This is a genomic window from Pseudomonas sp. MF6767 (assembly GCF_016405475.1).
Lineage (GTDB): Bacteria > Pseudomonadota > Gammaproteobacteria > Pseudomonadales > Pseudomonadaceae > Aquipseudomonas > Aquipseudomonas paracarnis.
The window spans coordinates 21,165-27,235 of record NZ_JAEKCY010000036.1 but is presented as its reverse complement, the minus strand read 5'-3'; the positions used below and the strand labels follow the sequence as shown (position 1 = coordinate 27,235).

Here is a 6,071-nt window from a genome sequence, read left to right as displayed (position 1 = left end):
GGGGAGGGGTTTCTGCGCCTGGGGTTGAGGAAACACATGAGAACGGTGCCCGTCAGTGCGCTCGCCGGTGGGCAAGTGGGTATGTGCAATCGGGATAAGCATTCGGTAGCGGTTATCAATGGTCGTGAAGAGTTGTGGGGGCGCCGAGGCTCGGCCCCTACCTACGGCCATGCTGTAGCGCTTATGTAATTGAACAGGCACCCAGGCGGGCGGCTCCGTTGACGGCAGTGGCGCTTGGCTGCATCTTTTGCAACCTCGCGTGATCAGGCGCGGCCCTATTCCAGCAACCGCCTGAAACCCTCGATCGGCAATGGCCGGCTGTGTAAATACCCCTGGAACAAATGGCAGCCCAGCTTTTGCAGGAACGCCAGCTGTTCCAGGGTTTCCACCCCCTCGGCGATGACTTCCAGGTTCAGGCTGCGCGCCATCGCCACAATGGCGCGGATGATTTCTGCATCATTGGGGTCGTGGGTCGCATCGCGCACGAACGACTGATCGATCTTCAGTGCGTCCACCGGCAAGCGCTTGAGATAGGTCAGGGATGAGTAGCCGGTGCCGAAATCATCCATTGCAAAGCTCACGCCGAGTTTTTTCAGGCGGCGCATCTTCATCACGGTGTCGTCCAGGTTCTGGATCACGATGCCTTCGGTGATTTCCAGTTTCAGCAGGCTGAACGGCAGGCCGTGTTGCTTGAGGCTGTGCTCCACCCGTTCCACAAAGTCGTTCTGGCGAAACTGCCGCGGGCTGATATTCACGCACAGGCTGAAATTGAGCGGGTCCACCAGGCCGGCGGCAATCAACTGGGCAAAGGCGCCGCAGGCTTCATCGAGAATCCAGGTGCCGACCTCCAGGATCAGGCCGCTGTCTTCCAATACCTTGATAAATTCCGCCGGCGACTGCGCGCCCAATTGTGGATGCTGCCAGCGCACCAGGGCTTCGGCGCCGATTATCCTGTTGCCTCGCGCATCCACCTGGGGCTGGTAATGCACGCTGAATTCGCCGCGTGACAAAGCCAGGCGCAAGTCGGTTTCCATGCGCAGGCGCTCGCTGGCGGTTTTTTGCATGCTGTTGTGGAACATCTGCGTGGTGTTGCGCCCGGAGTCCTTGGCGCGGTACAGGGCGATGTCGGCACGCTTGAGCAGATCGGCGGGTGTGGTGCCGTGGTCGGGGATCAGCGCCACGCCGATGCTGGGCGTGACCTGCAACCGGTGACCGTCAAGGAACATGGGTTCCGAGAGCAATTCGCGCAGGGTATCGGCCAGCGCTTGCACCTGGCTGCTGACCGTCTGGCGGGTGCCCTCCAGGCCGCTGAGCAATACCACAAACTCGTCGCCGCCCAGGCGCGCCACGGTGTCCTCCGTGCGCACGCTGGCTTCCAGGCGCGCGGTGACGATTTTCAGCACGGTGTCGCCAACGGGGTGGCCGAGGGAGTCGTTGATGTGCTTGAAGTGATCCAGGTCCAGAAACAGCAGGGCGCCGCGCAGGTTGTGGCGCTTGAGCAGGGCGATCTGCTGGCTCAGGCGGTCCATCAGCAGTGCCCGGTTCGGCAGGTTGGTCAGCGGGTCGTGATAGGCCAGGTGCCGGATCTGCGCCTGGGCGTTCTTCAATAGGCTCACATCCCGCGCGGTCAGCAGCAGGCAGGGGGTTTCATTCAAGGTGATCGGCTCCACCGAGACCTCCACCGCCAGCACCTCGCCACGCTTGTTGCGCCAGAGCATTTCCAGGTGGTGAATGCGCCCCTTGATGTGCAACTCGGCCAACAGTGCAGCGCGTTGGTTTTCATCGGCCCAGATGCCGATCTGGTACAGCGTCAGGCCGATGGCTTCTTCGGTGCGGTAACCGGTCAGGCGGCAAAAACCGTCGTTGACCTCCACGTAACGGCCGGTGTCGCGTTCGGTGATGGATATCGCATCGGGGCTGGAATGGAACGCCTTGGCAAACTTCTCTTCACTGGCCTTGAGTGCGGCTTCCGAGCGTTGCTGTTGGGTAATATCGCGCAGCGTGGTGACGATGCACGGCTGGTCGCTGACCTTGATCAAGCGGCTGGAAATCATGCAGGTCAGGCTTTGGCCGTCCTTGTGATGCACCACTATGGCCACATTGCTCAGGGCCTGTTCGCGTATCACCTGCTCGATGCGCTGCAGGCGCTTGCTGGAGTCGTCCCACAAGCCGATTTGTTCGGCGCTTTTGTCGAGCACTTCGGCGGCTGTCCAGCCAAACGTCTGGGTAAACGCCGGGTTGATCTCGATAAAGGCGCCGCTGTCCAGGCAGGTCACGCAGATCGGGTCGGGGCTGGCCTGGAACAGGCTGGCGAACTTTTCTTCCGAGGCGGTCAGCCGTTGCTCGCGCTCGACCTGGTCGGTGATATCCAGCAAGGTCCCTGCCATGCGCAGGGGCTTGCCTGACTCATCGCGATACAGGCGTGCGCGGCTCTCCAGGTAGCGCGGGCTGCCGTCTTCCATTTGCACGCGGTAGGTCAGCTGATAGTTGCCGTCCGGGCCTTCGCGCAAACTGCGGTACGCATGGCGCATGCCCTCGCGGTCCTCATCGGACATGCCCTCAAAAAACGCATCGAAGGATTCATGGAACGGCGCGGGTTCCAGCCCGTGCAACTGGGCGGCACGCGCCGAGCCGTAGAGCATGCCGCTGGGGATGTGCCAATCCCAGGTACCCAGTTGCGCGGAATCCAGAGCCAGGTCCAGGCGCTCCTGGCTTTCCTTGAGCGCTTGCTCGGCGTTTTTGCGTTCGGTGGTGTCCAGAAAGGTGCTGATCAGGTACGCCTCGCCGTCCAGTTCCACTTTTTGTGCGCTGAGGGTGCCGTCATGAATCTGACCGTTGCTGGCGCAGAACTGCACGTCCATGGTGATCGGTTCACCCTTGCGCTGCGTGGCCTTGACCAGCAGCGCCCGCTGTTCCGGGTGGCGCCACAGGCCCAGCTCCAATGTGGTGCGGCCGATGGCATCGGCCACCGGCCAGCCGAACAGCATCTCGAAGTACTGGTTGGCTTCGCTGATCAAGCCGTCGGCCTGGCGCGTCAGCAGTACCATGTTCGGGCATAGGTGGAACAGGGTGGCGAAGCGCTTTTCCGAATGGCTGAGGGCGTGTTCACGGTCGCGTTGATGGGTGATTTCGCGGATGACCCCGATCATGCGCCGCCGTCCGGCTTTATCGGGGGCCAGGTTGCCGCTGATTTCCAGCCAGTGCAGGCTGCCATCGGGCCATTGGATGCGGTGGTGCATGGCGCGGTCGAAGGGCTCTCCGGCGAGCACCGCATGAAAGCCGCGCACCACCCGCGCACTGTCTTGCGGGGCCAGCAGGTCTAGGTAATCGAGGTCCTTGGGCAGAGGCTGGCGCGGGTCAAAGCCGAATAGCGCCTGGGTGCCCCGTGACCAACTGATTCTTCCTGTGTCGATTTCCCAGCACCAGGCACCCAGCCGCGCGGCATTGAGGGCCGCCAGCAGCTGCGGGGCACTGTCCCAGCTTTGTTCCGCCGCTTGAGGGTCCAGGGCGTAGATGCGGGGCAGGGGTGGAATCGGGTCAAGGGGGTTGCGCATTATCAAAGGGCCTTGGCTCATGGAGAAAACCGCGCGGTTTGACCTAAACCCCTGGCCCGCACGGTGTCATGCCGGTAACCCTGGCAGATCGACCTGTGCATCCAACAGACTCATGAAAGCCCGCGCAGCGTTCGACAGCGTCCTTTCGGTGTGCACGATATAGCCTAGCTGGCGACTGAGCTGTATGCCCGGCAAAGCGATACTTGCCACCTGATCGTCGAGCATGGTGCGCGGCAACACGCTCCAGGCCAGGCCGATGGAGACCATCATCTTGATGGTTTCCAGGTAGTTAGTGCTCATCGCGATATTGGGCGTCAGGCCCTGGGCCTCGAACAGGCGGCTGACAATATGGTGGGTAAAGGTGTTGCCACCGGGAAACACGGCCGGATGCCCGGCGATATCAGCCAGGCTGACGGAACCGTTGCTGATCAGGCTGTGTTCCGGCGCCACCACAAAATCCAGTGGGTCGTCCCACACCCGGCTTGCACGTACCAGGTTGTGGGGCTCAGGCGCCAGGGTGATTACCGCGACTTCCGCACGGCCATGGAGGATTTCTTCGTAGGCCACTTCTGAATCCAGAAACTGAATATCCAACGCCACCTTCGGATATTGCCGGGTGAAGGTGCGCAGGATCGGCGGCAGGCGATGCAGGCCGATATGGTGGCTAGTGGCCAGAGTGAGGCGCCCGCTGACTTCCCCGGTGAGGTTGGTCAGGGCCCGGCGGGTGTCGTCCAGCACGTTGAGGATTTGATAGGCGCGGGGCAGCAAGGCCCGCCCGGCCTCGGTCAAGCCGACTTCGCGGCCCAGGCGGTCGAACAGCCGTACCTTCAATTGTTGTTCCAAACCGGCGATGCGCTTGCTGATGGCCGGCTGGGTCAGGTGCAGGCGTTCGCCGGCGCCAGAGAAGCTGCCGGTCTCGGCGATGGCGATAAAGGCGTTGAGGTTGGCCAGGTCCATGGTGCTATTCCAGTTGGTAATCCAAAGCATAAAAAATATGAATTTGAGTTATTTAATGTAGCGCCATACCATCAGCCTCACAAGCCAAAGGGTTATTGAAAAGCCCGGCGTATAGATGCACCGCTGATGAGGACCGACTGATGGCCGGCAAAACGCTTTACGACAAGCTTTGGGATTCCCACGAAGTGAAACGTCGCGATGATGGATCGTCGCTGATCTACATCGACCGTCACATCATTCATGAAGTGACCTCGCCCCAAGCGTTCGAAGGCCTGCGACTGGCCGGGCGCAAGCCTTGGCGCGTCGACTCCATCATCGCCACTCCGGACCACAACGTGCCGACCACTCCTGAGCGCAAGGGCGGCATCGAAGCCATTGCCGACCAGGTTTCGCGGTTGCAGGTGCAGACCCTCGACGATTATTGCGACGAATACGGCATCACCGAATTCAAGATGAACGACGTGCGCCAAGGCATCGTCCACGTCATCGGCCCGGAGCAGGGCGCCACCTTGCCGGGCATGACCGTGGTCTGCGGCGACTCCCACACCTCCACCCACGGTGCGTTCGGCGCCCTGGCCCATGGCATCGGCACGTCTGAGGTGGAACATGTGTTCGCCACCCAGTGCCTGGTGGCCAAGAAAATGAAGAACATGCTGGTACGCGTCGAAGGCCAATTGCCGTTTGGCGTGACCGCCAAAGACATCGTGCTCGCCGTGATCGGCAAGATCGGCACCGCCGGCGGCAACGGCCATGCCATCGAGTTCGCCGGCAGTGCTATCCGCGAGCTGTCCATTGAAGGCCGCATGACCATCTGCAACATGTCCATCGAAGCCGGTGCCCGCGTGGGCATGGTGGCGGCGGACGAAAAAACCGTCGAATACGTCAAGGGTCGCCCGTTCGCGCCGCAAGGCGCCGATTGGAATGCCGCCGTCGAAGCGTGGAAAGACCTGGTGTCCGACGCCGATGCGGTGTTCGACACCGTGGTCGAACTCGACGCTACGCAGATCAAGCCGCAAGTCAGCTGGGGCACTTCGCCCGAAATGGTCCTGGCCGTCGACCAGAACGTGCCGGACCCGGCCAAAGAGGCCGACCTGGTCAAGCGTGGCTCCATTGAGCGCGCCTTGAAATACATGGGGTTGACCGCCAACCAGGCGATCACCGACATCCAGTTGGACCGTGTGTTTATCGGTTCCTGCACCAACTCGCGTATCGAAGACCTGCGCGCCGCGGCGGTGATCGCCAAAGGCCGCAAGGTGGCCTCTACCATCAAACAAGCCATTGTGGTGCCAGGTTCCGGGCTGGTTAAAGCCCAGGCGGAAGCCGAAGGCCTGGACAAGATCTTCCTCGAAGCCGGTTTTGAATGGCGTGAGCCGGGCTGCTCGATGTGCCTGGCGATGAACCCGGACCGCCTGGAGTCGGGCGAGCATTGCGCGTCGACCTCCAACCGTAACTTCGAAGGGCGCCAAGGCGCGGGTGGGCGTACTCACCTGGTGAGCCCGGCCATGGCCGCCGCTGCTGCCGTCAACGGTCGTTTCATCGACGTTCGCGAATTGATCTGAG

General features: G+C 61.8%; 3 protein-coding genes and 1 pseudogene. 2 read left to right on the top strand and 2 right to left on the bottom strand.

The features are described 5' to 3' along the window. Positions 1 to 189 (top strand): annotated as a pseudogene (locus tag JFT58_RS30535) (hypothetical protein); the annotation flags it as partial. A gap of 86 nt (positions 190 to 275) precedes the next feature. Here the strand turns inward: JFT58_RS30535 and JFT58_RS29505 are convergent. Both JFT58_RS29505 and JFT58_RS29500 read right to left on the bottom strand, forming a co-directional pair. Beyond that, complete coding sequence (locus JFT58_RS29505) at positions 276 to 3,554, bottom strand: EAL domain-containing protein (RefSeq protein WP_054899000.1); 3,279 nt, start codon at positions 3,552 to 3,554, stop codon at positions 276 to 278. 66 nt (positions 3,555 to 3,620) lie between these two features. Then, a complete protein-coding gene (locus tag JFT58_RS29500) occupies positions 3,621 to 4,511 on the bottom strand; it encodes a LysR family transcriptional regulator (RefSeq protein ID WP_054899001.1) in 891 nt (296 codons plus the stop codon). Between the two features lie 140 nt (positions 4,512 to 4,651). On the opposite strand from JFT58_RS29500, the gene leuC reads away from it, so the two are divergent. Then, positions 4,652 to 6,070 (top strand): 3-isopropylmalate dehydratase large subunit, encoded by a 1,419-nt coding sequence (gene leuC, locus JFT58_RS29495; protein WP_198834846.1) that lies wholly within the window; start codon positions 4,652 to 4,654, stop codon positions 6,068 to 6,070. Position 6,071: the final 1 nt, after the last annotated feature.

Excerpts from the sequence above, each read along its gene's own strand:
- JFT58_RS29505 (WP_054899000.1), bottom strand. The coding sequence starts at position 3,554 with ATGCGCAACCCCCTTGACCCGATTCCACCCCTGCCCCGCATCTACGCC.
- JFT58_RS29500 (WP_054899001.1), bottom strand. The coding sequence starts at position 4,511 with ATGGACCTGGCCAACCTCAACGCCTTTATCGCCATCGCCGAGACCGGC.
- leuC (WP_198834846.1), top strand. The coding sequence starts at position 4,652 with ATGGCCGGCAAAACGCTTTACGACAAGCTTTGGGATTCCCACGAAGTG.